Annotated in this window: 23 protein-coding genes and 1 pseudogene; 12 read left to right on the top strand and 12 right to left on the bottom strand. The window is 63.4% G+C overall.

Annotated features, from left to right (window positions below; all coding sequences use genetic code 11):
• Positions 1-4: 4 nt before the first annotated feature.
• A complete protein-coding gene (gene sucC, locus AC5Y5C_RS20645) occupies positions 5-1,168 on the bottom strand; it encodes an ADP-forming succinate--CoA ligase subunit beta (RefSeq protein ID WP_499975883.1) in 1,164 nt (387 codons plus the stop codon).
• Positions 1,169-1,590: 422 nt separating this feature from the next.
• On the opposite strand from sucC, the gene AC5Y5C_RS20650 reads away from it, so the two are divergent.
• A complete protein-coding gene (locus AC5Y5C_RS20650; protein WP_499975885.1) occupies positions 1,591-2,637 on the top strand; it encodes a M23 family metallopeptidase in 1,047 nt (348 codons plus the stop codon).
• 56 nt (positions 2,638-2,693) lie between these two features.
• Here the strand turns inward: AC5Y5C_RS20650 and pcrA are convergent, their stop codons facing one another.
• Positions 2,694-5,087 carry a DNA helicase PcrA gene (gene pcrA, locus AC5Y5C_RS20655; RefSeq protein WP_499976114.1) on the bottom strand — a complete coding sequence of 798 codons (2,394 nt, stop codon included), beginning with the start codon at positions 5,085-5,087 and terminating at the stop codon, positions 2,694-2,696.
• A gap of 339 nt (positions 5,088-5,426) precedes the next feature.
• Between pcrA and AC5Y5C_RS20660 the strand changes: the two genes are divergently transcribed.
• From AC5Y5C_RS20660 to AC5Y5C_RS20675, 4 genes and pseudogenes are all read left to right on the top strand, one after another.
• On the top strand, positions 5,427-5,717 hold the full coding sequence (locus AC5Y5C_RS20660) for a chorismate mutase (protein ID WP_499975887.1): 291 nt from the start codon (positions 5,427-5,429) through the stop codon (positions 5,715-5,717).
• Positions 5,718-5,748: 31 nt separating this feature from the next.
• The gene (locus AC5Y5C_RS20665; protein ID WP_499975889.1) at positions 5,749-6,573 is read left to right on the top strand and encodes a hypothetical protein; all 825 of its coding nucleotides are present in this window, start codon (positions 5,749-5,751) and stop codon (positions 6,571-6,573) included.
• 42 nt (positions 6,574-6,615) lie between these two features.
• The gene (pgi, locus tag AC5Y5C_RS20670; protein WP_499975891.1) at positions 6,616-8,253 is read left to right on the top strand and encodes a glucose-6-phosphate isomerase; all 1,638 of its coding nucleotides are present in this window, start codon (positions 6,616-6,618) and stop codon (positions 8,251-8,253) included.
• 26 nt (positions 8,254-8,279) lie between these two features.
• A pseudogene (locus AC5Y5C_RS20675) lies at positions 8,280-8,393 on the top strand (peptide-methionine (R)-S-oxide reductase); the annotation flags it as partial.
• A gap of 16 nt (positions 8,394-8,409) precedes the next feature.
• Here the strand turns inward: AC5Y5C_RS20675 and AC5Y5C_RS20680 are convergent.
• The gene (locus tag AC5Y5C_RS20680) at positions 8,410-8,919 is read right to left on the bottom strand and encodes a helix-turn-helix domain-containing protein (RefSeq protein ID WP_499975892.1); all 510 of its coding nucleotides are present in this window, start codon (positions 8,917-8,919) and stop codon (positions 8,410-8,412) included.
• A gap of 128 nt (positions 8,920-9,047) precedes the next feature.
• Between AC5Y5C_RS20680 and AC5Y5C_RS20685 the strand changes: the two genes are divergently transcribed.
• Genes AC5Y5C_RS20685 through AC5Y5C_RS20695 form a run of 3 tightly spaced genes read left to right on the top strand, consistent with a single transcriptional unit; the run spans position 9,048 to position 11,882 of the window.
• Positions 9,048-9,839, top strand: a complete 792-nt coding sequence (locus AC5Y5C_RS20685; protein WP_499975894.1) for an aldolase — start codon at positions 9,048-9,050, stop codon at positions 9,837-9,839.
• Positions 9,836-10,723: a dihydrodipicolinate synthase family protein gene (locus AC5Y5C_RS20690; protein ID WP_499975895.1), complete on the top strand. Its 888-nt coding sequence runs from the start codon at positions 9,836-9,838 to the stop codon at positions 10,721-10,723. Before AC5Y5C_RS20685 ends, AC5Y5C_RS20690 begins: the two co-directional genes overlap by 4 nt.
• Before the next feature lie 22 nt (positions 10,724-10,745).
• Positions 10,746-11,882 (top strand): GTP-binding protein, encoded by a 1,137-nt coding sequence (locus AC5Y5C_RS20695; RefSeq protein WP_499975897.1) that lies wholly within the window; start codon positions 10,746-10,748, stop codon positions 11,880-11,882.
• A gap of 83 nt (positions 11,883-11,965) precedes the next feature.
• Here AC5Y5C_RS20695 and AC5Y5C_RS20700 read toward each other — a convergent pair whose 3' ends face one another.
• Positions 11,966-12,526 carry a CGNR zinc finger domain-containing protein gene (locus AC5Y5C_RS20700; RefSeq protein WP_499975899.1) on the bottom strand — a complete coding sequence of 187 codons (561 nt, stop codon included), beginning with the start codon at positions 12,524-12,526 and terminating at the stop codon, positions 11,966-11,968.
• An 81-nt stretch (positions 12,527-12,607) separates the two neighbouring features.
• Between AC5Y5C_RS20700 and AC5Y5C_RS20705 the strand changes: the two genes are divergently transcribed.
• The 3 genes from AC5Y5C_RS20705 to ctaD all read left to right on the top strand — a co-directional run bounded on the left by AC5Y5C_RS20705 (position 12,608) and on the right by ctaD (position 15,723).
• Positions 12,608-13,102 carry a VOC family protein gene (locus tag AC5Y5C_RS20705; protein ID WP_499975900.1) on the top strand — a complete coding sequence of 165 codons (495 nt, stop codon included), beginning with the start codon at positions 12,608-12,610 and terminating at the stop codon, positions 13,100-13,102.
• On the top strand, positions 13,099-13,971 hold the full coding sequence (locus AC5Y5C_RS20710) for an NAD(P)-dependent oxidoreductase (RefSeq protein ID WP_499975901.1): 873 nt from the start codon (positions 13,099-13,101) through the stop codon (positions 13,969-13,971). Before AC5Y5C_RS20705 ends, AC5Y5C_RS20710 begins: the two co-directional genes overlap by 4 nt.
• A gap of 72 nt (positions 13,972-14,043) precedes the next feature.
• Entirely contained in the window at positions 14,044-15,723 is a 1,680-nt protein-coding gene (gene ctaD, locus AC5Y5C_RS20715) for an aa3-type cytochrome oxidase subunit I (RefSeq protein ID WP_499975903.1), read from the top strand.
• On the opposite strand, the gene AC5Y5C_RS20720 is transcribed toward ctaD, so the two are convergent.
• Both AC5Y5C_RS20720 and AC5Y5C_RS20725 read right to left on the bottom strand, forming a co-directional pair.
• Positions 15,720-16,154 (bottom strand): pyridoxamine 5'-phosphate oxidase family protein, encoded by a 435-nt coding sequence (locus tag AC5Y5C_RS20720; RefSeq protein WP_499975905.1) that lies wholly within the window; start codon positions 16,152-16,154, stop codon positions 15,720-15,722. The genes ctaD and AC5Y5C_RS20720 overlap by 4 nt on opposite strands.
• Positions 16,155-16,203: 49 nt before the next feature.
• Complete coding sequence (locus tag AC5Y5C_RS20725; RefSeq protein WP_499975909.1) at positions 16,204-17,052, bottom strand: TIGR03621 family F420-dependent LLM class oxidoreductase; 849 nt, start codon at positions 17,050-17,052, stop codon at positions 16,204-16,206.
• A gap of 86 nt (positions 17,053-17,138) precedes the next feature.
• Here AC5Y5C_RS20725 and AC5Y5C_RS20730 point away from each other — a divergent pair, with 86 nt between their 5' ends.
• Positions 17,139-18,191 carry an NAD(P)H-dependent amine dehydrogenase family protein gene (locus AC5Y5C_RS20730; protein WP_499975910.1) on the top strand — a complete coding sequence of 351 codons (1,053 nt, stop codon included), beginning with the start codon at positions 17,139-17,141 and terminating at the stop codon, positions 18,189-18,191.
• A gap of 23 nt (positions 18,192-18,214) precedes the next feature.
• On the opposite strand, the gene AC5Y5C_RS20735 is transcribed toward AC5Y5C_RS20730, so the two are convergent.
• From AC5Y5C_RS20735 to AC5Y5C_RS20760, 6 genes are all read right to left on the bottom strand, one after another.
• Entirely contained in the window at positions 18,215-19,786 is a 1,572-nt protein-coding gene (locus tag AC5Y5C_RS20735) for a histidine phosphatase family protein (protein WP_499975911.1), read from the bottom strand.
• A gap of 175 nt (positions 19,787-19,961) precedes the next feature.
• Positions 19,962-20,870: a polyphosphate kinase 2 gene (gene ppk2 / locus AC5Y5C_RS20740; RefSeq protein ID WP_499975913.1), complete on the bottom strand. Its 909-nt coding sequence runs from the start codon at positions 20,868-20,870 to the stop codon at positions 19,962-19,964.
• A 55-nt stretch (positions 20,871-20,925) separates the two neighbouring features.
• On the bottom strand, positions 20,926-21,675 hold the full coding sequence (locus AC5Y5C_RS20745) for an SDR family oxidoreductase (protein ID WP_499975914.1): 750 nt from the start codon (positions 21,673-21,675) through the stop codon (positions 20,926-20,928).
• A gap of 9 nt (positions 21,676-21,684) precedes the next feature.
• Positions 21,685-22,638 (bottom strand): Fpg/Nei family DNA glycosylase, encoded by a 954-nt coding sequence (locus tag AC5Y5C_RS20750; protein WP_499975915.1) that lies wholly within the window; start codon positions 22,636-22,638, stop codon positions 21,685-21,687.
• A 15-nt stretch (positions 22,639-22,653) separates the two neighbouring features.
• Positions 22,654-23,403 (bottom strand): precorrin-6A synthase (deacetylating), encoded by a 750-nt coding sequence (gene cobF / locus AC5Y5C_RS20755; RefSeq protein ID WP_499975917.1) that lies wholly within the window; start codon positions 23,401-23,403, stop codon positions 22,654-22,656.
• Positions 23,404-23,409: 6 nt separating this feature from the next.
• On the bottom strand, positions 23,410-24,060 hold the full coding sequence (locus AC5Y5C_RS20760; protein ID WP_078310402.1) for a TetR/AcrR family transcriptional regulator: 651 nt from the start codon (positions 24,058-24,060) through the stop codon (positions 23,410-23,412).
• Between the last annotated feature and the right edge of the window lie 37 nt (positions 24,061-24,097).

The raw sequence follows: 24,097 nt of genomic DNA on the forward strand, positions 1-24,097 counted from the left end.
TCCCTTACTTGCTCGCCAGTTCGGCGGCCTTGTCGGCACCGGCGTCCATGGTCTCGGCCTGGATGACCAGCGGATGGTTGAACTCGGCCAGGATCGCGCGGCCCTCGTCGACCTTGTTGCCGTCGAGACGGACCACGAGCGGCTTGCTGGCCGTGTCACCGAGAGTCTTCAGGGCTCCGACGATGCCGTTGGCGACCGCGTCGCACGCGGTGATGCCACCGAACACGTTCACGAAGACGCTCTTGACCTGTGAATCACCCAGGATGACGTCGAGACCGGCGGCCATGACCTCGGCCGAGGCGCCACCGCCGATGTCCAGGAAGTTGGCGGGCTTCACGCCGTCATGGTTCTCGCCGGCGTAGGCGACCACGTCGAGAGTCGACATGACCAGACCCGCGCCGTTGCCGATGATGCCGACCTGACCGTCGAGCTTGACGTAGTTGAGGTCGTGCTCCTTGGCCTTGAGCTCCAGCGGATCGGTGGAGTCCTTGTCCTCGAACTCGGCGTGGCCGGGCTGACGGAAGTCGGCGTTGCCGTCCAGGGTGACCTTGCCGTCCAGGGCCAGGATCTGATCATCGGGGGTACGCACCAGTGGGTTGACCTCCACCAGGGTGGCGTCCTCACCGACGAACACCTCCCACAGCTTCTGGATGGTTACCGCAGCGGCGTCCAGCACCTCGGCGGGCAGCTTGCCCTTCTCGGCGATCTCACGCGCCAGCGCCAGGTCGACACCCTTGACCGCGTCGACCGGCACCTTGGCCAGCGCGTCGGGGTTCTCCTCGGCGGTCACCTCGATCTCCACGCCGCCCTCTACCGAGCACATGGCCAGGTAGGTGCGGTTTGCGCGATCCAGCAGGAAGGAGATGTAGTACTCCTCGGCGATATCGCTGGCCTCGGCGACGAGGATCTTCTTGACGATGTGGCCCTTGATGTCCAGGCCCAGGATGTCCTGCGCGTGCGTAAAAGCGTCATCGGGAGTGGCGGCGTACTTCACACCACCGGCCTTGCCACGTCCACCAACCTTGACTTGCGCCTTGATCATCACCGGCTTGCCGATTTCCTCGGCGATCGCCTTGGCATCCTCGGCGGTGGTGGTAACCCGGCCGGGCGTCGTCGGCACATTGTGCTTAGCGAACAGCTCCTTGGCCTGGTACTCGAAAAGATCCATCTAGCTAGCCCATCTTCCTCATCGAACGTCGGGTCGGCACTATTGCACTAGGGACTGTAGCCAAGGCCACAGCGAGGCCCCTCACTACTTCTGAGTAAGTGGCCGAATTCACCACCTGGTCAGTCGGAGAATTCACCAGCTGGCCATCCGCCGGTAGGACTCGAACGCGTCTGTAACCGGTTTCAGTTCGGTCACGAAGGGTCGCCAAATGGCCATGATCTGTGGTGAGGTAGCCCCGGCGAGATTCGGCAACGATGCCCGGGCTCGGGAGCCCTATCAGCGACTTCGTGACACAAGTCACATTTATATGCGTTTCCGCGCATTGAGTTGCGACTCCCCTTGCCTAACCGTTACCTTCTCTTGGGTTAGATCACGTTTTGGTCACGCTAGATAGTGACGCCGAACGGAAGACTGGCAGGGTATTGACACAGCATCGAACGACACGCACGCGTGGTGATCGAAGCGCGGCACCGAGCGAGAACGAGATCACCAACATCGTGCCGATCGACGAATTCGGCCTGAGTGACGCGCTGGAACGCCCCGAGCTTGAGGATTACGACGTCTATGAGGACGCTCCCGAAGAGGGCGCCGAGACCGAGCATCAGATCGCTCTCGCCCAGATCGAGCAGGACTGGGTAGAAGACACCGACGAGGCCGATCGGATCCGCGCCTCCATCGAGGCCACGGCGGATTGGTTCGCCGCTTCCGCCGCACGCACCAGAGATCCTCGCGACACCCCCACCGACAAGCTGCCCAGGATCAGCAGCGGAGGTGCACACCGCCGCCGCGAGATCGGTCAGGTAGGCAAGACACGCATCGCCCTGGCGGCCATGGCCGCCGGTGCTGCCGCCGCCGCCGGATACACCGCGATCAGTGAGCATGACGCCGCGACGGCTGCGGACCATCACAGCCTGGCGCTGGGCACTTCCGCAGCGGTGATGGCCGCCCACGGGCCGCAGTTGATCTCCGCTCCGTTGGCCACCGACGCCTCGATCACCGATGAGCAGCTGGCGAAGGCCACGGCTTTCGCCTCCGAGCGCGCGGACCGCGAAAAGCGTCTGCTGGCTCCTCGCTTCGTGATGCCCACGAACGGAACGTTCACCTCCGGCTTCGGATACCGCTGGGGCGCCCTGCACGGCGGGATCGATATCGCCAACAGCATCGGCACTCCGATCGTGGCAGCCGCGGATGGTGTCGTGATCGCGACGGGTCCCACAGCCGGTTATGGCGCCTGGGTCAAGATCCGCCATTCGGACGGCACCGTGACCCTGTACGGCCACATCAACACCTGGGAAGTATCTGTGGGTCAGCGTGTGATGGCGGGTGATCGCATTGCCACCATCGGTAACCGCGGTAACTCCACCGGTCCGCACCTGCATTTCGAGGTGCTGCTGGGCGGTTCGCAACGCATCGACCCGCAGGGTTGGCTGGCCAACAAGGGCCTTACCTTTAGCCGCTTCGGCGACTGATTCACAGCTTTCAACGCCGAGGGTGAGCAGCGCTGCTCACCCTCGGCGTTTTTGTTCTAGAGCTTTTGCACGGGCGCGAAGTTGTGCATCAGCTTCACTCGCCCGTCGCTGCCGAAGTCGATGAGCGAGGTGGCGCCCTCGCCGGCACCGGTCACCTCCATGACCTTGCCCAGCCCGTACTTATCGTGGCTCACCCGATCACCGGGCTCCAGCACCAGCAGCGGCTTGGTGCGCTTCTTCGCAGATGGCACCGCAGCGCCACCGCCAAATCCCCCACGTGATCCACTGGACCCATAGCCCCCGCCGCCGTAGCTTCCGGCACCGGTCGCGATACGCCCCGGCAGCGGATCGGTGCGCCGCCATTCGATCAGATCTTGCGGGATCTCTTGCAAGAAGCGCGATTCCGGATTCATCATGGGCTGCCCCCACGACGAACGCACCTTGGCCCGGCTCAGGTACAGCCGTTGACGCGCCCGCGTGATCCCGACGTAGGCAAGGCGACGTTCCTCGGCCAGCTCCACCGGATCGCCGAGCGCACGCATGTGCGGGAACATGCCGTCCTCCCAGCCGGTAACGAAGACTACCGGGAACTCCAGGCCCTTGGCGGTGTGCAAAGTCATCATCGTGACCACACCCGCGGTCGATTCGGGCAGCTCGTCGGCATCGGCGACCAGTGACACTCGCTCCAGGAACGCCTCGAGGCTTCCCGGGGGCGCACCGACATCCTCGTCGTCGACCGGCAGATCTTCCCCGGCGGCCTGGGCATTTGCCGCATCTGCACTGAATTCGTGTGCGACGCTGACTAATTCGTTGAGGTTATCGAGACGCGCCAGCTCCTGGGGGTCGCTGCTGTTCTCCAGTTCGTATCGATAGCCGGTGTGGTTGAGCACGGCGTCGACCACATCGCCGATATCCGGTAACGCCCCCGGATCGGTGCGTAGGGTGGCGCGGATCTCGTCGAGCATGTCCATGAAAGCGGCAATTGCCTTCTCCGAGCGGGAGTTCAGCATCGCGACCTTGCCTGCGGCGGCATCCGCGAGTGCCTCCCCGAAACCGATACCAGCGCTCTCCGCGTGTACGGCAACACACGCTTCGGCCCGGTCCCCGATGCCCCGGCGGGGAGTGTTGAGGATCCGCCGCAGGCTCACCGCATCGCCCGGGTTGGTCAGCACCCGCAGGTAGGCGACGATGTCGCGGATTTCCTTGCGCTCGTAGAACCGCACTCCCCCAACAACTTTGTACGGGATGCCAGTTCGGATGAAGATCTCTTCGAGCGACCGGGAGCTGTTGTTCGTGCGGTAGAAGACCGCGACGTCACCGTAGTTGGCGTCGCCGCGATCGAAGAGTCCGTCGATCTCGCGGGCGATGAAGGACGCTTCATCGTGTTCGTTGTCCGCGACATAGCCAACGATTAGCTCGCCTTCACCGGAATCGGTCCACAGCCGCTTTTCCCTGCGGTTCGTATTCTTGGCAATGACCGCATTGGCCGCCGACAAGATGTTCTGCGTAGACCGATAGTTCTGTTCCAGCAGAATGGTTTTCGCGTTCGGATAGTCGCGCTCGAATTCCTCGATGTTGCGGATCGTGGCACCGCGGAAGGCGTAAATGGACTGGTCGGCGTCACCCACCACGCACAGCTCCGCCGGTTCCGGACTGTCCGGATCAACCGTGCGGTCCACGTGAGCGCCTACCAGCTCGCGGACCAATACATATTGGGCATGGTTGGTGTCCTGGTACTCGTCAACCAGAATGTGCCGGAACTTGCGGCGGTAGAACTGCGCGATCTGCGGGAACTGCTGCAGTACGGCGACGGTCTCACCGATGAGATCGTCGAAGTCCAGAGCGTTCGCCGTACGCAGGCGCCGCTGGTACTCGCCGTACACATCGGCCACGATCTGCGGAAGATCCCCGCGTAGCTCACCGGCGTCATCGTCGACGCTGAGGTTGGCCACCGCCTGCTCCGGCGAGATGAGCTCATTCTTCAGGTTGGAGATGGCTGTCGCCAGTAGCCGGGGCGAGTAGCGCTTGATGTCCAGGCTCATATCGCGGCCGATCATCTGCAGCAGCCGCCGCGAGTCATCGGAGTCGTAGATCGAGAAGTTGGAGTTCATTCCGGGCAGCAGCGAGGCCTGGTTCCGCAGGATGCGCACGCAGCTGGAGTGGAACGTCGACACCCACATGGACGACACACGGTTGGCAATGATTGCGGCAACACGCTCGCGCATCTCGGCGGCCGCCTTGTTGGTGAAGGTGATGGCCAGGATCTGTCCCGGGCTCACGTCCCGCTCGGCCAGCAGGTAAGCAATCCGGCGGGTCAACACCGCGGTCTTGCCGGACCCGGCGCCGGCGACGATGAGCAGCGGCGACCCCTGGTGGGCGACGGCAGCCCGCTGCTGGGGGTTCAGGCCGTCGAGCAACACATCGCTGTGGGAACTCGCGGCGCTGGGCATATCGAAGAGCGCGGGCTCCGGAAGGGCCGATGAGCCGCTTGGGTGACGAGAATCAGGTATAGCCATGACCGATCTAACTTACCGCTGACGAGGGACAACCTCGGCCTGACGCTCCTCCCGCGAGCGTTCATCACATGTCGGCTAGACTCTTCGATGTGCTTGACCACCAGCAGCGATTTTTTTACGGGTACCGGACTCCGGTGCCCGTGGTCTAGCCGATTCACGAGCCCCGCAGTCCGCTACCGGACTACGGGGCTCCTCTCTTGTGAGGCCGGATTCCGGGGCGGCATTGCGGATCGACCGCTCCAAGAGAAAGTGTGAGACAGAATGACTACTCAAATGACCGAGAACGCCAGCCAAAAAGGTATCGACAAAGCGGCCGGGCCCGTGCCCGATATCGACGAGCTGCGCAAGGAGATCGACCGCCTCGACGCGGAGATCCTCGACGCGATCAAGCGCCGCACCGAGGTCTCCCGCGAAATCGGTAAGGCCCGGATGGCCTCGGGTGGCCCGCGCCTTGTGCACAGCCGCGAGATGAAGGTTCTCGAACGCTTCAGCGAGCTGGGCCAGGAAGGCCATACTCTCGCCATGCTGCTGCTGCGTCTGGGCCGCGGCAGATTGGGACACTGATCCCGGCTGGAACCGACAAGGGAGGGATCCGTTGAGCGACCAAGACAAGGCCCAGGACAAGCCCGAGGACAAACCCGGCGCCGCGGACAAACCCGTACCGAAGGACGGCAAAGCCGAGGATGAGTCGGTGGACTACGACCTGGAGGCCGCCGTCGCTTCCGAGCCGACACCTACGCGCAGGTTCGTCGCCAGGCACTCCACCACGATCGTCATCGGGGTGCTGGCGGTCTGCCTGGTCGCGGTGACGGCGGTCGCGGCGGGCCTCTGGGTTGAGAACAACCGGACCATCGAAGACACACCGCAATCGCGTCCCACCGTGAAGCTGGGCGTGCCTCTCGTGAACCCCGAGGCGCCGACGAGCAGCACGACGACAACCGCGACAAAGTCACGGACCAGGACGAGCAGCAGCATCAGCAGCAGTACCGCCACCAGCTCCCCCGGCACGACCACCAGTACCGGACGCTCCACCTCGGCCACGACGTCGACCACGGGGCCGGCCACCACCAGCATCTCGGTGCCGGGCCCCACCACTTCGTCGGTGCCACGTGAGGCGACCAAGGACGAGGAGCGTGAGCTCACCAATGTACTCAAGGCGTTCTACGCCGCGCTCGGCGCCAAGAACCTCGACGTGCTCAACGCGCTGTCCTGCGTGACGATCACCGACGAGGACCTTGAGGGACAACCCGATGATCTGAAGATCGCCGTGGACAAGGTGGAAAAGTCGGTCGTCAATGGCGATACCGCCTCGTCGCGAGTGTCGATCACCGCATCGGCCGGTGGGAAGACCGAGACCAAGACGGGTATCGCCGGGTTCGCCCGAATCAGCAGTCGATGGGTCACCTGCGCCAACCAGTAGGCAGCCCTGCAGCCCCTGCGCACCACTACTAGGCTCGGTCGCATGACACTCGCAGCGGCGTGGCAGGCACTGGAAACTCATCACAAGCAGATCGCCTCCACCCACCTTCGAGATTTCTTCGCCGACGACCCGACCCGGGGACGCGACCTGACCGTTACCGTCGGTGATCTGTACATCGATTACAGCAAGCACCGCCTGACCCGTGAAACCCTGTCGCTGCTGGTCGATTTGGCCAGGGCGGCCGATCTCGAGAAGCGCCGCGACGCCATGTTCGCCGGGGCGCATATCAACACCTCCGAGGACCGCGCGGTGTTGCACACCGCGCTGCGCCTGCCCCGCGACGCGCAGCTGGTGGTCGACGGGCAGGACGTGGTCGCCGATGTGCACCAGGTGCTCGACGCCATGGGCGACTTCACCGACCGGCTACGCCGCGGCGAGTGGACCGGGGCCACCGGGCAGCGCATTACCGCCGTCGTCAACATCGGGATCGGGGGATCCGACCTGGGACCGGTGATGGTCTACCAGGCACTGCGTCACTACGCCGACGCCGGGATCTCGGCGCGATTTGTCTCCAATGTCGATCCCGCCGATCTGGTGGCCGCGCTCGCCGACTTGGACCCCGCGACAACACTTTTCATCGTCGCCTCCAAAACGTTCTCGACGCTGGAGACGCTCACCAACGCGACCGCGGCACGGCGCTGGCTCGTGGATGCACTCGGCGACGACGCCGTCGCCAAGCACTTCGTTGCCGTCTCTACCAACGCGAAGCTGGTGTCGGAATTCGGAATCGACACCGCCAACATGTTCGGCTTCTGGGATTGGGTTGGCGGTCGCTACTCGGTGGACTCGGCGATCGGCCTCTCGGTGATGGCGGTGATCGGACGTGAGGCATTCGGTGAATTCCTGGCCGGCTTCCACACCGTCGACGAACATTTTCGCACCGCGCCCCTGGAAGAGAACGCGCCGGCGCTCCTGGGCCTCATAGGTCTGTGGTACTCGAATTTCTTTGGTGCACAGTCACGTGGGGTGCTTCCCTATTCGAATGACCTGGCGCGGTTCGCGGCGTATCTGCAGCAGCTGACCATGGAATCCAATGGCAAGTCGGTGAAGGCCGATGGCGCACCCGTGACGGTCGATACCGGCGACATCTACTGGGGCGAGCCCGGAACCAACGGCCAGCATGCCTTCTACCAACTGCTGCATCAGGGCACCAGGTTGATCCCGGCGGATTTCATCGGCTTCAGCGAACCCACCGACGATCTGCCCACCGCCGACGGCCTCGGCAGCATGCACGACCTGCTGATGAGCAACTTCTTTGCGCAGACACAGGTGCTGGCCTTCGGCAAGACCGCCGAGGAGATTGCCGCCGAGGGCACCGCGCCGAGTATCGTCCCCCACAAGGTAATGCCCGGAAACCGCCCCAGCACAACAATTCTCGCCAGCAAGCTGACACCCTCGACGGTGGGCCAGCTGATCGCACTCTACGAGCACGAGGTGTTCACCGCGGGTACGGTCTGGGGCATCGACTCCTTTGACCAGTGGGGGGTGGAGCTGGGTAAGAAGCAGGCCGTCGCCCTGCTGCCCGTCATCACCGATGACGCTTCCCCCGCGAAGCAGACCGACAGCTCCACCGATGCGCTGGTGCGCTACTACCGCGGGGCGCGCGGCAGAGCCAAGTAACCGCGAGGTCTTTCCCGCTGGTTGTCGTCTCTGCGGCAGGGTGCTCGGGACATCTGGGCCACGTCTTCGACGACGGCCCCAAACCTACGGGGTTGCGCTATTGCATGAACGGCGCCGCGATGAGCTTCCGCGCCGCATAGTGTCGCCGCATAGTGTCTAGGTCGCGGCGATGATGACCACCAGGGCCGGCGCCTGCGACGTGCGGCGAATCCGATGGGTGCGGGTGGCGTCGAGGTAGGCACTGTCGCCTTCGTCGAGGACATAACTGACGTCCTCACACTGCAACTCAATGGATCCGCGGTGCACGAAGACAAACTCCTGCCCTTCGTGGGAAGACTTGTGTTCCGCGAATTCCGTGGATGGGCTGGCCAGGAACGGCGTCATGATCTTGCCGAGCATCTCGGTGCTCAACGCGTGAAACTTGCTGTCATCCCATGCATCCGCTCCGCGATCCACCACCACCCGAGACTCGTGGGCGTCGTTGGTGAACAGGCGACTGACATCGACGTCGAGGGCCCGCGCGATGCGCATGGCGACGGATACGGACGGGGTGCTGTGTTCGCGCTCGACCTTCGATAGGTAGCTCTTGGTCAGGCCCGTGCGGCTACCCAGCTCTTCCAGGGTCAGCCCCCGTTCCCGGCGCAGCGCACGAACCAGCGATGTCATCAGGTCAGTGTGACACGAAGGGTCTTATCGACCACTAACGACAACCAAAGACAACATTGTTGACTATATGACACTTTGTGTCCTACGGTGATGGTGGAACAGCCCGAGACCAGAAAGGAGCACGGAAAATGGCCAGCACACTTCACGACACCAAGTCCGACCTGATGGATCGCGCCGAGCGCAGCATGGAGGCGCATTTCTCCGACTCGGAGTGGACCACACGGCAAAAGGTCGCGCTCACCTGCCGCGCGCTCTTCGACCGCGGACATGATTCCGGGCTCGCCGGACAAATCACTGCACGCGCGGAGGAACCAGGCACCTTCTACACGCAACGGCTCGGACTCGGGTTCGACGAGATCACCGAGGAAAACTTGCTACTCGTCGACGAGGACCTCAAAGTCCTCGAAGGATCCGGAATGGCCAACCCCGCCAACCGATTCCACAGCTGGATCTATCGCGCTCGCCCTGACGTGCAGTGCATCGTGCATACCCACCCATTCCATGTCGCGGCCCTGTCCATGCTGGAGACGCCGCTCGTGGTGTCGCAGATGGATATCGCACCCCTATATGACGACTGCGCGTTCCTGCCCGACTGGCCGGGCGTGCCCGTCGGAAACGAAGAGGGCGAGATCATCTCGGCCGCATTGGGCGACAAGAAGGCGATACTGCTGGCCCACCACGGTCACGTCGTCGCCGGCGCTTCCGTCGAAGAATCCTGCTCGCTGGCGGTGTTGATAGAAAGAGGTGCGCGGCTCCAGCTAGCCGCCATGGCGGCGGGAACCATCGCGCCCCTTCCCGACCGGCTGGCCCGCGAGGCCCATGACTGGACGCTCACCCCCAGGCGCAGCATCGCCAACTTCGCCTACTACGCCCGCACCGCACTCGCCAATCACCCCGAGACCCTAAGGAAGACCGCATGACATCCGCGCCGCAGTTCCACGGAATCATCGCGTACCCCGTCACCCCCTTCTTTCCCGACGACACCGTGGACACCGATCGACTCGCCGAACTGGTGTCCCGGCTCGTCGAGGACGGGGCCCACGCCATCGCGCCGCTCGGTAGCACCGGCGAGTCCGCCTATCTTGAGGAACACGAATTCGACGCCGTCGTCGATACCGCGGTTGCGGCCGTGAACAGGAGGGTGCCCGTCATTGTTGGGGCTTCGGATCTGACTACCGCCAACACCATTCGGCGAGCACGTCACGCCCAGCAGGCCGGAGCCGACGCGGTGATGGTGCTGCCGGTGTCGTACTGGAAGCTCAGCGATCGCGAGATCGCACAGCACTACACCTCCGTGGCAGCAGCCATCGACATTCCGGTGATGGCCTACAACAACCCTGCCACCAGCGGCGTGGACATGAAACCTGAACTCCTGGTGTCGATGTTCGGCAATATCGACAATTTCACCATGGTCAAGGAGTCGACAGGCGACCTCAACCGGATGCTCGACATCCAACGTCTCAGCGACGGACAACTGCCCTTCTACAACGGTAGCAATCCCCTGGTGCTCGACGCACTCAACGCCGGCGCATCCGGATGGTGCACCGCCGCACCATGTTTGGCCCCACAACCGTGCCTGGATCTCTACGAGGCCGTGCGCGCCGGACGCCACGATGACGCCGCGTCGATCTACAAGGGGCTCAAGCCGCTCCTGCAGTTCATCGTCGCGGGTGGGTTACCGACCACCGTCAAGGCCGGACTGGAATTGCAGGGACATGCCGTCGGCGACCCGAGGCGCCCGTTGCTCCCGCTGGATTCTCAGGGCCGCGAGACACTGAAGGGCATCCTGGCGTCGACTTCTTAATGATAATGGTTATCATTAACATGTGACCACAGCCCAGCTCTTACCCGTAACCGTGCTCTCCGGATTCCTCGGAGCGGGAAAAACCACCCTCCTCAACCACATCCTCGCCAATACCGAGGGGCGCCGCGTCGCGGTGATCGTCAACGATATGAGCGAGGTGAACATCGACGCCGCCCTCGTTGCGGGCACAGGACACCTGGACCGCACCGAGGAACGGCTCGTCGAGCTCACCAACGGGTGTATCTGCTGCACCTTGCGCGAGGATCTGATCGAAGCAGTCGGAGACCTGGCCCGGCAGAACCGATTTGACCAGCTCGTCATCGAGTCGACAGGCATCTCCGAACCCATGCCCGTGGCTGCCTCATTCACCTGGGAGTTCGAGGACGGAACCAGCCTCGGGCAAGTCGCCAAACTCGACACCATGGTGACGGTCGTCGACGCCTCCACCTTCCTGCCCGAGCTGGCACGCGGCGAGGCGCTGGCCGACCGCGATATGGCCGCCGCCGACGGGGACGGCCGCTCCATCGCCGATCTGCTCACCGACCAGGTGGAGTTCGCCGACGTGCTGATCCTCAACAAGGTGGATCTGGTGAACGAACGAACCCTCGGGATGGTGGAGACGCTGCTGCGCCGCCTCAATCCGTCGGCGACGATCGTGCGCTCCACCGGCGGCGCCGTCGACCTCGACCTCGTGCTGCAAACGGGGTTGTTCGATCCCGATCTAGCCGCACAAACACCCGGCTGGGACGAGGAGATCGCCGACGGACACACGCCCGAAACCGAGGAATACGGCATCAGCAGTATGACCTTTCGCTCGGACCGGCCATTTCATCCGCAGCGCCTCAACACGGCCCTGGAATCTCTGCAAGGACTATTGCGCAGCAAGGGATTCTGCTGGATCGCCAGCCGCCCTGACATCGCCGCGATCTGGTCGCAGGCGGGGCCGAACCTGACGATCGAACCAGCCCAGTTCTGGCACGGCACCGAGGTCGCGCCGGGCCAGGAGATTGTCTTCATCGGGGTACGACTGGACCGCCCGCGCGTGCAGCATCTTCTGGAGTCCGCAGTGCTCACCGACGAGGAACTGGCGGCCGGACCGCAGGCCTGGCGCGACTACCTCGATCCCCTGCCTGCGTGGGGTGTCATGCACGCCCACTAACGCCGGTCTGTCACCGGGTCTAACGCTCTTCGCGCACGCGGCTCATCAGGCTTAACGCTCTTCGCGCACGCGGCTCATCGGGTTTAACGCTCTTCGCGCACGCGGCTCATCGCAGCCTTTTTGGCCCTGTTCCCGCAGGTGTTCATGTTGCACCAGCGACGGTTATTGGCCCGGCTGGTATCGACATAGAGACCGCGGCAGTGCTTATCGGAGCACGCCTTCACCCGATCACGTTCGGGCCCGCCCAGCGTCTCGATGGCATCGGCGGCGATCACCGACAACGCGTCCGCGATGCTCGAACCCCGCCAGACCGCCTCGCCGTTCTCCAGCAACCGGTGCGCACTTCCGGTTCGGGAGAACGCATTCAACGTGCGGACCGCGGCCGACGCGATCCTGCCGCCATCCGCGACCGCGGTACCCGCACGATGAATGCTCTCACGTAGTTCCGTGGCGGCGGCCAGGTCACCTTCGGTCAGCGTTGCGTCCGAGAAATCCAGCCCATTGGCGTGCAACCACAATCTCAGCCGTCCCGGATCGGTGAGCCGCTCGGTCGACGCCCCGGCACGGTCGAAGACGGTCGCGGTGAACCGGAACGCCAGCACCGCGTTGTCCAGCCGGAAGATCGCCCGCGCATCCCCTGTCATGCGAACTAGTTTAACCGGTTCGACAGATCATCAAAGGTGATCTACGTTGGAACCGTCTCAACAGGTTCAATTGGAGGAGAGATGCTCGTCAATCACATCGGGATTACCGTTCCCGACATCGCAGCGGCAATCGGCTGGTATCACGAGGTATTCGGATTTGAATGCATCATGGGGCCGCGCACACTCGAACCCGGACCGGCCGGGGAGCTGCCGCCGGGACTGGACGCCCGATTCGGCCGGGCTCGAATGGCCGGTCTGCAGACGGACAATGGCGTGGGTGTCGAGCTCTTCGAATTCATCGATCCCGTGACGGATCCGGCGCCGGTCCGACGTGTCGACTACACGCGGCGCGGCACCTGGCATCTGTGCCTCACGGTTCCCGATGTGGAGGAGCTCACGCGTGCCGCCGTCGCAAGTGGCGGACATGTCATCACGGCTCCGCGGCCAGTCGTTGCGGGCAGACCGTGGACCATGTCCTATCTCACTGACCCATGGGGCACCGTCATCGAACTGATGAGCCATGACTACACCGAAATATTCGCCACCTGGCCCACCGAAACAGGAGCACACCAATGAGCACAATTGCCGTCGTCGGACTCGGCGCCATGGGAAAGGCCCTGGCACACAATCTTATTCAGGCCGGACATGAGGTATCAGTGTGGAATCGATCGCCCGGTCCCGTGGCAGACCTCGCGGCCCTCGGTGCTCGCCCGCTCGAGTCGGCCACGCAGGCATTCGAGTCCGGCGTGGTGTTCTCCGTGCTGGCCGATGACCGCGCCGTAGACGAAACCTTTTTGACGCCCGGATTTCTCGCGTCCGCAGCGGGAGCTGTGCATGTCAATCTCGCGACCGTAAGCACCCAGCTGGCCGACCGGGCCACCACACTGCATGGCGAGCACGGCGTGGGATACATTGCCGCCCCGGTGTTCGGCAGGGTCCCGGTGGCACAGGCCGGACAACTGCAAGTGCTGGTCGCGGGCGCTACCGGCCAGATCGACAGAGCACAGCCGTTCTTCGACGTCATCGGGGCGCGCACGTGGCGACTGGGCGATGTGCCGCGACAGGCCAACGTCGTCAAGATCATCGGGAACTTCCTTATCGCGTCGGCCATCCAGTCATTGAGTGAGGCCGTCAGCATGGCCGAGCGATCCGGCGTGGACTCCGAACTGCTGGTGGACTTGCTGACCAGCACCCTGTTCCAGGGCCCGGCGTACAGCAGCTACGGCAAGCTCATCGCCACCTCCACCTACCAACCCGCTGGATTCACAACTACCCTGGGCCGCAAGGATGTTGGCTTGGTACTCGATGTCGCGGCGGACACCGGCCCGCGACTGCCATTCGGCGAGGTACTGCGAACGGTTCTCGATGAGGCGCTGGCCAACGGACAAGCAGACCTGGACTGGTCGTCGATCGCCGATCTACAGCGGGCGCGCGACGCGGGGTGACTATGGCATGATGTCCGCAGGAAATGCCTCACGTACACAGGCGAATCGCACTGTCCCGTATGGAGGTTTCCTGTGGCTACATCATCTCTCGAACTGACGGCAAGTCGCCCCTTTCCCCGTCGGCTAGGGCCTAAAGGCTCTCTTATCTACAGACTTGTCTCCACAACCGATCACAAGCTGATCGGGGTCATGTACCTCGTCACATGTTTCGCCTTCTTCATGGTGGGCGGTCTGATGGCGCTGCTGATCCGCGCCGAACTCACCATGCCGGGGCTGGCGTTCCTGTCCAATGAGCAGTACAACCAGCTCTTCACCATGCACGGCACCGCCATGCTGCTGTTCTACGCGACGCCCATCGTGTTCGGCTTTGCGAACGTGGTGCTGCCGCTTCAGATCGGCGCTCCCGACGTGGCTTTCCCGCGACTGAACGCACTCTCGTTCTGGCTCTTCTTGTTTGGTGCTCTCATCGCGATGGCCGGCTTCATCACCCCGGGTGGCGCCGCGGACTTCGGGTGGACCGCCTACACCCCGCTCTCGGACGCCATTCACTCCCCCGGAGCGGGTGCCGACCTGTGGATCCTGGGTATCGCGGTGGGCGGCCTGGGCACGATCCTGGGTGCGGTCAACATGATCACCACGGTCGTCTGTATGCGGGCGCCCGGCATGGTGATGTTCCGGATGCCGATCTTCACCTGGAACATCCTGGTAGTCAGCGTGCTGGTGCTACTCGTGTTCCCGCTCTTGGCCGCCGCCGCCATCGGGCTGGCCGCCGACCGGCACCTGGGTGCACACATCTTCGATCCCGCCAACGGCGGTGTTCTGCTGTGGCAGCACCTGTTCTGGTTCTTCGGACACCCCGAGGTGTATGTGCTGGCCTTGCCCTTCTTTGGCGTGGTATCGGAGATCTTCCCGGTGTTCAGCCGCAAGCCGATCTTCGGTTACACCACCCTGGTTTTTGCGACCCTGGGGATCGGGGCGTTGTCGATCGCGGTGTGGGCACACCACATGTACGCCACCGGGGCGGTGCTGCTGCCGTTCTTCTCCTTCATGACCTTCCTGATCGCGGTTCCGACCGGTATCAAGTTCTTCAACTGGATCGGCACCATGTGGAAGGGGCAGTTGACCTTCGAGACCCCGATGCTGTTTTCAATCGGGTTCCTGGTCACCTTCCTCTTCGGTGGTCTGACGGGCGTCCTTCTGGCCGCTCCCCCCATAGATTTCCACGTCACCGACTCGTACTTCGTGGTGGCGCACTTCCACTACACCTTGTTCGGCACCATCGTGTTCGCAAGCTTCGCGGGCGTGTACTTCTGGTTCCCGAAGATGACGGGCCGCCTGCTCGACGAGCGTCTGGGCAAGTTTCACTTCTGGCTGACGTTCATCGGCTTCCACGCCACGTTCCTGGTGCAGCACTGGCTGGGCAATGAGGGCATGCCGCGCCGGTACGCCGACTACCTGCCCACCGATGGCTTCACGGGCTTGAACATCGTGTCAACGGTCGGTGCCTTCGTCCTCGGCTCGTCGATGCTGCCGTTCGTGTGGAACGTGTTCAAGAGTTACCGCTACGGCGAGGTGGTCACGGTCGACGATCCGTGGGGCTACGGCAACTCCCTGGAGTGGGCCACCAGCTGCCCGCCGCCGCGGCACAACTTCACCGAGCTGCCCCGGATCCGTTCGGAGCGCCCGGCATTCGAGCTGCACTATCCACACATGTCCGAACGCATGCGCACCGAGGCGCACGTCGGGCATTAGCCCGGAACGTGGCCGCCGTCCGGCTCGTGCCCGAACACGAAGCGGCGGCCGGTGATCTGTGCCGGGATGATCCGCACGTAATGCAGCTTCACGGTGGGTATCCATGGGTACAGTCCTCCCCGGTCGGCCTCGTCGATGTCGGCCGACGAGTTCAGCACCTGTGCCGCACCGCGCACGACGACGCTCCAGCCACCGATATCGTTGTGATCGTCCGCCTCGAAGAGCACCTCGTCACTCACGACCGCACCGAAAAGCTTGGTGCCCTCGGCGGTCCGGAACAGCACGGTGCCGCGCTGGGTCACGAAGTTGATCGGGAAGATCTCGGGTCTGCCATCGATCACTACCACCAATCTGCCCAGCTTGGCGCTCGACAGCAGGGTCCAGCTTTCGTACTTCTCGAGCAGGGTCACGGGTTGCGAATCGGGCGTCATGACGCCGATGATCGCCTACCGCCGCCTCCGTAACTAGATGCGAAGGTCCCTACGGGAGGGCCGCGATCAGCGAATGAAAGTCCTTGAGTCCACGTGGATCCACTCCCATATACGTCAGATAGGAGATGCCGAGTTCTTCGCGAAGTGCGAGGATCCGCTCGATGAGCTCCCCCTTGGACCCGTGTAGCAGAGTGGGCGATGCGAGTAACTGATCATCGGAATCATGTGGCCGGTATACGCGCATGAGCCCCAAGTCTGGTGAGCGGCCGATGGCGACATCGAAGATCCCCAGGTTCAGCTCCGGCGAGTCGGCGCGGTGACTGGCCGCCTCCAGTACGTATGCGGCACGTTCGGCGAGATCGGCGCGCGTCTTCGCATCGGAGATGGCGATGATATCGGCTTGCCGTGCCGCGAGTTTCAGAATCTTGTCGCCCTTGCCCGCGATCATGATCGGTACGGGAGACTGCACTGGCCGTGGCCAATGATGCGGGCTGGAAAGCAGCCCGCGCAGCGCGCCGACGGCATCGGCGAGCTGCTGCACACGTCCGGCCGGACTCAGGAATGGCACTCCCGCCGCCTCGTATTCCTGCTGGACATATCCGGCCCCCAATCCGATCTCAACACGACCGTCGGTGAGCCGGTCAGCCGTCGCGATGTCGCGCGCAAGTAGACGCGAAGAGTAGAAACCTGTGGTCAGTACGAAACTTCCGACCCGGATCGTCGTCGAAACGCTCGCGGCGGCAAGCATTACCGGGAAGGGTGCACCGACACCGAGGTGGTCGGGAACCACAATGACGTCAACACCGCAATCCTCGGCCTGCCGCACCTGGTCGCGAATCTGACCAATATCCCCATGAGAGATCAGATTCGTCCCAAACCGAAATCCGTGTCTAATCACCGAGATTCCCACCTCTCAAGATCTGGACCAAGCACTTGTTTGGTGTTATGCAGGTCTGAGGTTACCGGTTGCGAGGAGGCAATGACATGGTCTATCGAGTGGTCCAGTGGGCGACCGGTGAAGTGGGCAGGGCCGCGATCACTGCGGTGATCGCACACCCGGAAGTACAGCTGGTGGGGTGCTGGGTGCACTCACCGCAGAAGACCGGCGTCGATGTCGGCGAGCTCATCGGCCAGGCGCCCATCGGCGTCACCACGACCAATAGTCTGGACGACATCCTCGCTCTAGACGCCGATTGCGTGATCTATAGCCCGCTACTCCCCAACCCGTCGGAAGTCGCGGCATTGCTCGCCTCAGGCAAGAACGTGGTCACCCCCGTCGGCTGGTTCTACCCCGACAGTTCCGGCCATGATCTGGATGCCACTGCCCGCCAGGCCGGAGTCACATTGCACGGCACCGGAATTGATCCCGGCGGTATCACTGATCTGTATCCGTTGATCTTCTCGTCCATGACCTCCGCCGTCACCTACGTGCGCGCCGAAGAGTACTCGGACATCCGCACCTATGGCGCGCCGGATGTCATCCGACACATCATGAAGTTTGGCGGCACACCCGAAGAGGCAATCAGCGGGCCGATGCCCAAACTGCTGGGCGGCGGGTTCAAACAGTCCCTACGAATGATCCTCGACGGTATGGGCTTCGCAGAGGTGGAGATCCGGCCCAATCTCAAGGTCGCCGTCGCCACCGTGGACATCGATTCTCCGATAGGTGTCATCCGACCAGGATGCGTTGCCGGTCAGCAATTCTCGTGGGAAGCATTCATCGGGGACGAGGCGGTCGCACGAATCGCCGTGAACTGGCTGATGGGCGAAGAACACTTGGAACCCGCCTGGACCTTCGGCCCCAGTGGTCCGCGCTACGAGGTCGAGGTGCGCGGCACTCCCTCGTCATCGTGCACGATCACCGGCTTTCATCCCCACAGCGTCGAGGCCGGGCTCCTCGCCAACGAGGGCGTGGTCTCGACGGCGGCGCACTGTGTCAACTCCGTGCCCTATGTCTGCGCGGCGCAGCCGGGGCTCAAGTCGTACCTTGACCTTCCGCTCATCGCGGGCAGAGCACATCCTCGGCTCCATCGGTGACCGACGGAGCCGAGGACCGCTCGTTAGGCAGCGTCCTTATGAGATGAGCCGGTGGCTCCCGACTCCTCGGACCCGCCGCTCTTCGATGTGCTGGAGGTGGCAGGTGTGGCGGCCTTCGACTCCGCACCCGCCGGTTCACTCTTGTTGCCGGTACTCGCGGCAGGCTCGGACTTGGACGGCGTACCGGTGATCTTCTGGACCGCATCAGAGGCCTTCTGAAGCGTGGCCGCGAGGTGCTCCTTCACCCTCTGCACACCGTTGGGGGTCTTGCCCGGCTCGGACTTGTTACCGTCGGTCAGATCAGTTGCGCCGTTTGCCTTCACCGGCTTACTCGGCAGCGCAATGACCTTGGCCGGTGTTGTGACCTCCGGAGCCTTGACGGCGGGCTCCTTCGTCTCCGATGCATTCGCTTCTGGCGTCGTGACTTCAGGCGATTTCAGCTCCGGTGCGCCCGATTCATCGGCCTTGGTGACCGGCTTGGCGGATCCGGCCGGCTTCTCCGTCGCGGCCCCGACCACCGTGGCGGGCTTCTTCGCCTCGATCACCTTCACGCCGGCGAACTTCGACTCATGGGTCTCGGTGTTGACCGTAGATTCGCGCGCGGCAGTCGACTTGTTTTCCGCCACGGCGGCATCCGGCTTGACGGGTTGATTCAGCGCCTTCGGCAACGCGCCGCGTACCTCGTTGATGACGTCACGTGCCACCGCCGCCGGGAAGTGCACCGTGGACTTGATGACGTCCACCACTCCCTTGGCGACCTCATCGGCGACCTTGGAGATATCGCCGGTCGCGATCGCCTGCTGAATACGGTATGCCGTCGTCTGCGGCTGCACGAAGAAGTTGCGGAAATCTACGAACAGCTTGGTCGGCAACGAAGGATTCTGGTTGACGGGCTTGCCATTCCACTCTTTGAGTGTCCAGCCGCCCTCGGGGGTGCCCTCCACCTTCACCACCGAGGTGTTACTCAGCGGATCAGAAAGCAGCAGGCTGGGGTCCGGGTTGTCGACGTTCATCATGACCCAAAACATGATGGTGGCCCCGTGGGAGTACACCACCGCATTACGGTCGCCGCTCTCGTAGATCGTCTTCACCGAGTTATCGACACGTGCGTCAAACGCGTTGCCGTCCTCGCCCCCGGGCACCGGCACGAAGCGAGCGCCCAACGTCCACATCAAGGGCGCGGCGATGTATCCGATGCGGCCGATGCCGTCCTTCTCCGATTGCCCCTCGAAGATGCCGGCGCCGATCTCACGCAGACCGCCCAGCACCGTGGCTTTTTCACCCAGTTTGTCCTCCATGGGCTTAGCGGTCTCCTGGGTTCGGATCATGTCCGACGCATAGATGCCGTCGAAGGCTCCACCGAGCTTGTCGGCGACATCCTTGGCCTGCTGCTGGCCTGTCGGCGTCAGGTGCGGCCCGGGGACCGAGGTGTCAATCTTGCCTAACGCGTTACCTTCGGATTCACCGTGTCGCACAAAGGTAATGGTCATCGGATCGGCCGCCCAGGCAACAACCGCGGTAACTATCGAGAAGACGACGGCAGCGATCACCGTCGTCAGGACACGCGACATTGCCCGCGTTTTCGATTGACGCATTGAGAATCCCCATCCATAGGTCATGTGAGTGCGCTCACATTAGCGATGCCCGATCCGAGTTAGGCAATGTTTCATCCCACTGAGCGGACCATATGGATGTGACCAAATCCAGAACGAGATATTAAACGAAAACCCTTGCAGGGCTGAATATTCAGTGCTTCAATGCTTGACTCGGCTAACGCGAACCGGCCTTCTCTCCCTCTTCGAAGATGGCCGAGGCGGGTCCGACGATCAACGGATCCGGGGCACCCACGATCTCCACGTCCTTGTTGTCGTAGTCGAATTGCGAGAGCACGTGTCGCATCGCCTCCAGGCGGGCACGTTTCTTGTCGTTGCTCTTCACCACCGTCCAGGGCGCACTGTCGGTATCGGTGTAGAAGAACATAGCCTCCTTGGCCTCGGTGTACGCGTCCCACTTGTCAAGGGAGGCGAGGTCGGTCGGCGAGAGCTTCCAGTGCCGAACGGGATCAGTGCGCCGGGCCTCAAAGCGGGCCAACTGTTCCTTGCGGCTCACCGAGAACCACAACTTGATCAGGTGTGTACCCGAATTCACCAGCATGCGTTCGTATTCCGGCGCCTCGCGTAGGAATTCAGCGCACTGCGCAGGCGTGCAGTAGCCCATCACGCGCTCGACACCTGCCCGGTTGTACCAGGAGCGGTCCATCAGCACGATCTCCCCGCCGCTGGGCAGGTGCGCGGTGTAGCGCTGGAAGTACCACTGCGTCTGCTCCACCGAGGTCGGCTTCTCCAGTGCCACCACGCGGGCACCGCGGGGATTGAGGTGCTCGGTGAATCTCTTGATCGACCCACCCTTACCGGCAGCGTCCCGGCCTTCGAAAACGATGCAGATCTTCTCGCCGCGCTCCTTGACCCACAGTTGCAGCTTGAGCAGTTCGATCTGCAGCTTGCGCTTGGTCTTTTCGTACTCCTTGCGGCTCAGCTTCTCGTCGTAGGGATAGCCCTGCTTCCAGGCGTCCTTGGCCTCTTTGGTGCGACTGATCCCACCGCGCAGGCTCGCGAGTTCATCAAGTTCTGCGGCGTAGTCCACCGTGACTGAGGCGTTCGGTTTCTCTTGATCGGACATGGATTCAGCATCCCACGTGGGCATAAAGTCCCACGTGGGAAACCCCTGGTCCGGACTAGGCCAGGCGTCCGGCCAGCCGCGGCGGAATCAGGCGCATGATCAGGGTCACGGGTGCCCACGGCCAGCGCGGCACCGCGGCACGTCCGGGTTCTCTTTCGATGGCGTCCACCATCGCCGTCACACCGGTCTTGGTATCGACCATCATCGGCGTGGTCGGTGATTTGGCGCTCAGGTCGGTCTGGATGTAGCCGGGCTCGATGGTGCTGACTTTGATGGGACCGCTGGCGTATTCGGCACGCAGGGACTCACCCAATGAGGAGAGCCCGGCCTTGCTGGCCGCGTAAGCGGCCTTGGTGCCGGGCAGCCCCTTGGCCGCGGTGACCGACGAGATGAGCACCAGGTGCCCATGGCCCTGCTCTTTGAACAGCGCGAGCGTCGCTTCGATTTGCACCAGCGCACCAATGAGATTGGTTTCGATGGTCTGGATATTGGCCCACGACTTGCCGCCCCCCAGATGCCAGCCCTTGGCGATACCGGCGTTCACGACCACGCGATCCAGACCGCCAAGCTCCTCGCGCAGCTCACCGAAGACCACCGGCACCGAGTCATGGTCGGTGACGTCCAGGGAGCGCACGGCCACCTTGATCCCCGGGTTGGCGGCCAACAGCTCAGCCTTGAGTTCTTCCAGGGCCTCCGTGCGCCGGGCGCAGAGCGCAAGGTCGCGTCCCTTCGCCGCGAACTGACGGGCCATCTCGGCGCCGAGGCCGGAGCTCGCCCCGGTGATAAGGATCTTCTGTCGCGTCACGTTGTCACTTTATTTGAGGAGCCGCGAGAGCCGACGGTCGGCCAGCACCTTGCCGCCGGTCTGGCATGTCGGGCAGTACTGGAACGACTTATCGGCGAAGGACACCTCCCGCACCACGTCGCCGCACACCGGGCAGGGCATGCCGGTTCGCGCATGCACCCGCAATCCGGATCGCTTCTCCCCCTTGAGAGTCGCCGCTCGCTGGCCCGCACTGCGCTCCACCGCGTCGGTGAGAACCGACTGCATGGCCTCGTACAACGCCGTTCGTTGGCCCTCGGTGAGCGCCTTGCCGCTGGCGAAGGGAGACAGCTTGGCCACGTGCAGGATCTCGTCGCTGTACGCGTTGCCGATCCCGGCGATCACTCGCTGGTCGGTGATCACGTTCTTCAGACGTGCGGTGGTGCCGGACAAGATATCGGCCAATCCGGCTGCGGTCAGAGAGAGCGCATCGGGCCCCAAGGAGGCGATCTGCGGCACAGAGGCCGGGTCAGCCACGACCCACACGGCCAAACGCTTTTGGGTGCCGGCCTCGGTGAGATCGAATCCGGGAGCCGCAGCGCCGGCGACATTCAACCCGGGAGCCGCAGCGCCGGCGACATTCGACCTGGGAGCCGCAGCGCCGGCGACATTCAATCCCGGTGCATCGCCAGGTGTTCCCAGGTGCACCCGCAGCGCGATGGGCCCCTTGCCCGGCTTGAGTGGCGCTGCCGCCAGCTTGTCCGACCAGCGCAGCCACCCGGCTCGCGACAGGTGGGTAATCAGATACAGGTCCCCAGCCTGCAGACCAAGGTACTTACCCCAGCGCGTCGCACCCGTGACCGTCCGGCCGTACAGGGCGGTGATCGGCGGATCAAAGGTCTTGAGCACCGAGAACGCCGACACGTCGATGCGGGCGATGGTGGTCCCGGTCGCGTGACGACGCAAGTAATCGGCGAGTGCCTCGACTTCCGGTAGTTCGGGCATGGGCTCAGTCTGCCTCTACTCGCCGACACTCCGCAGGAGGTAAGTGTCCATGATCCATCCATGTTCGGCCCGGGCCGAGGCACGCACCTCGGCGATTCGGGCACCTACCTCGCCGACCGCCCCCGACACCAACAGCTCGTGTTCGGTGCCCAGGTAGGCGCCCCACCAGATCTGTGTCGACGGCTCCAGCTGCCGAAACGCGCAATCACTGTCGAGCATCACCACCACGGTTCCGGTGCGGGGCCACTCGTCCAGCAACCGGCGCCCGGTCGTGATGAGCACCGGTTCCCCGATACCGTTCAGCACAATCCGGTGCCGCGCGGTGAGCGCGGAAATCGCCGTAATGCCCGGCAGCACGTCGTATGCGAATGCCTCGGGATCGTTGGCCAGGATCGCGTCCAGAATCCGCAGCGTGCTGTCGTAGAGGGAAGGATCCCCCCAGGCCAGAAAGGCACCGACTTCGTTCTCCGCCAGCTCGGAAGCAATTGCTTTGCCCCACAAGGCAGCCCGTTCGGCATGCCACTGCGTCACCGCGCCCCGATATTCACCCTTGCCGCGCACCGGGTCGGACAGTTCAACGAAGCGATAGTCCGGGTCGGTGATGTAGCGCTCGCAGATATGGCGACGCAGTTCGACCAGATCGCCCTTGGTATCACCTTTGTCTGCCACGAAGAAGACGTCGACATCGTTAAGCGCCGCGATGGCCTGCACGGTCAGGTATTCGGGGTGGCCTGCGCCGATCCCGATGACGCGAATCCGTCGCATCGCGACTTAAGAAGCAGCCGAATTGGGAGTCAACACCGCCGAGATCTCCTCGGTGATCGCCGATACCGTGAGCAGGTTGCCAATGAAATCGCCCAACTGCTCGTCGCTCTGGGTCTCGACGACACCGGGAGTCACCAACAACGAGGCGGCGATCCGGAAGCTCCACTCGGCGGCGGCCCGGACGTTGATGCTGGCCAACTGCTCCTCGGTGAGCAACTTGCGGAAGTACGGGGCCAGCAACACGGTCGTCTGGTCGATGAACGGCCGGGCCTTGACCGTCAGGTACGGCAGCACCTGTTCGGGGTTCTCCTTGAGGCCCTTCTGCAGCAACGGATGGTGACGACCGTGCTGGACAATGCGCACGATGGCATCGATGAATCCTGTGCGCGGCGTCTTAGCCGTCGCGAAGACCGGTTCCAGAATCTCTCCGAAACGCAGAAATTCGCGATGGAACAGCGCCTCGATGATCGCGGCCTGGTCTCCCACGTGCTTGTAGACAGTGGGCCGCGACAAACCGGCCTTCTTGGCGATCAGTGCATGCAGGCGCGCCTCGTAGCCATGTTCCAGCAAGCATTCTTCGGCGGCATCGAGGATTCGACGGCGAATCTCGCCGTGATCGCGGGTGCGGCCACGATGGCTCGACCGGCTCACTTTCATCGGTGCCTACTTTCGTCCGCCACAAAAATTACGTGGC

The organism is Mycobacterium sp. NGS15 (genome assembly GCF_059813245.1).

Excerpts from the sequence above, each read along its gene's own strand:
- sucC (WP_499975883.1), bottom strand. The coding sequence starts at position 1,168 with ATGGATCTTTTCGAGTACCAGGCCAAGGAGCTGTTCGCTAAGCACAAT.
- AC5Y5C_RS20710 (WP_499975901.1), top strand. The coding sequence starts at position 13,099 with ATGAGCACAATTGCCGTCGTCGGACTCGGCGCCATGGGAAAGGCCCTG.
- AC5Y5C_RS20690 (WP_499975895.1), top strand. The coding sequence starts at position 9,836 with ATGACATCCGCGCCGCAGTTCCACGGAATCATCGCGTACCCCGTCACC.
- AC5Y5C_RS20735 (WP_499975911.1), bottom strand. The coding sequence starts at position 19,786 with ATGCGTCAATCGAAAACGCGGGCAATGTCGCGTGTCCTGACGACGGTG.
- cobF (WP_499975917.1), bottom strand. The coding sequence starts at position 23,403 with ATGCGACGGATTCGCGTCATCGGGATCGGCGCAGGCCACCCCGAATAC.
- AC5Y5C_RS20680 (WP_499975892.1), bottom strand. The coding sequence starts at position 8,919 with ATGACATCGCTGGTTCGTGCGCTGCGCCGGGAACGGGGGCTGACCCTG.
- AC5Y5C_RS20750 (WP_499975915.1), bottom strand. The coding sequence starts at position 22,638 with ATGCCCGAACTACCGGAAGTCGAGGCACTCGCCGATTACTTGCGTCGT.
- AC5Y5C_RS20760 (WP_078310402.1), bottom strand. The coding sequence starts at position 24,060 with ATGAAAGTGAGCCGGTCGAGCCATCGTGGCCGCACCCGCGATCACGGC.
- AC5Y5C_RS20720 (WP_499975905.1), bottom strand. The coding sequence starts at position 16,154 with ATGACGCCCGATTCGCAACCCGTGACCCTGCTCGAGAAGTACGAAAGC.
- pgi (WP_499975891.1), top strand. The coding sequence starts at position 6,616 with ATGACACTCGCAGCGGCGTGGCAGGCACTGGAAACTCATCACAAGCAG.
- pcrA (WP_499976114.1), bottom strand. The coding sequence starts at position 5,087 with ATGCCCAGCGCCGCGAGTTCCCACAGCGATGTGTTGCTCGACGGCCTG.
- AC5Y5C_RS20730 (WP_499975910.1), top strand. The coding sequence starts at position 17,139 with ATGGTCTATCGAGTGGTCCAGTGGGCGACCGGTGAAGTGGGCAGGGCC.
- AC5Y5C_RS20660 (WP_499975887.1), top strand. The coding sequence starts at position 5,427 with ATGACCGAGAACGCCAGCCAAAAAGGTATCGACAAAGCGGCCGGGCCC.
- AC5Y5C_RS20685 (WP_499975894.1), top strand. The coding sequence starts at position 9,048 with ATGGCCAGCACACTTCACGACACCAAGTCCGACCTGATGGATCGCGCC.
- AC5Y5C_RS20705 (WP_499975900.1), top strand. The coding sequence starts at position 12,608 with ATGCTCGTCAATCACATCGGGATTACCGTTCCCGACATCGCAGCGGCA.
- AC5Y5C_RS20700 (WP_499975899.1), bottom strand. The coding sequence starts at position 12,526 with ATGACAGGGGATGCGCGGGCGATCTTCCGGCTGGACAACGCGGTGCTG.
- ppk2 (WP_499975913.1), bottom strand. The coding sequence starts at position 20,870 with ATGTCCGATCAAGAGAAACCGAACGCCTCAGTCACGGTGGACTACGCC.